Raw genomic sequence first — 1154 nt, forward strand, 5'->3', positions numbered from 1 at the left:
ATAAAATCAATTAACTTATAGCATATTCATCAACTTGACATTTTTTTTGTTTTTAATAGAAGTTTAAGCCGGTTATAGGATTTAAACTTTTTCAAGTGTTGTGAATAAATGAAATTCTCATCTTTATTACATCTGGTTTATCTTATTTAGTCGCTTCTTAAATAGTATTTAATTTCACATTTACAGCAGTTTATATACTTGAAATTTTGTTTTTATTTGCAGGTTTTTGTATCTCATGCCCTTAAAAGCTTGCAAATACGTTAGGAAAAAATCCAAAAAAACAGCCGGAATTATTTCGCCCCATGTTGGTTGATTTTATAGATCAAAACCACGAATTGGTCTTGTTTCCACAAAGAATAGATTGGAATTATTTCGAACAGGAATTTCCTCCATTATACTCTAAATTAGGTATATCTAGCCTTCCCATTCGCTTTATGGTGGGCTGTTTGCTTTTAAAACATCTGTTAATCTAGGCGATGAAACCCCTTGCTTTATCTTGGATTATGAATCCCTACATGCAGTATTTTTGTGGCCGCGTTTTCTTTGAACACGATTTTCCTTGCGATCCAAGTAATTTTGTTCATTTTCGTAAAAGAATAGGTGAAAAAGGGGTTGAAGAAATATTTTCTTACAGTGTAAATATGCAGGATTCAAAAATGAGAACCTCTAAATTTGTTTTATCCGACACCACGGTTCAAGAGAACAATACTACTTTTTCCACAGATGCAAAATTATGTAAGAAAGTAATTGATTATTGTAATGAAATAGCTGAAAAAGAAGGTATAAAACAAAGACAACGTTACACAGAAGTGAGTAAACAAGTGGTTCGCGATACCTACAACGGCAAACACCCCAAACGGGCAAAAACAGCAAGAAAGTCACAAAGACAAATCAAAAGAATTGACATGAGACTGATAGGGGAATTGCAACGCAATTTTAATTTGGTACAGCAGGAATTTTACAAAGATGTACTAACACTTTATACCAAAGCGGTCACTCAAAAAAGAAACGATACCGATAAAATATACAGTCTTCACAAACCTTGCACCCGATGTATTGCAAAAGGGAAAGCCCATAAACAATATGAGTTTGGCAATAAAGTGGGCTTGATAATGACATCAAATAAAGGCAAGAAAATTATTCTCGGTATTAAG

Annotated in this window: 1 protein-coding gene; it reads left to right on the forward strand. The window is 33.0% G+C overall.

What is annotated here, in order from left to right:
• Positions 1–476: 476 nt before the first annotated feature.
• A partial coding sequence (locus tag GNY06_RS04520; protein ID WP_166518996.1) for a transposase occupies positions 477–1154 on the forward strand: 678 nt, incomplete at its 3' end.

Origin of the sequence: Elizabethkingia argenteiflava, assembly GCF_009904105.1 — a bacterium.
GTDB lineage: Bacteria > Bacteroidota > Bacteroidia > Flavobacteriales > Weeksellaceae > Elizabethkingia > Elizabethkingia argenteiflava.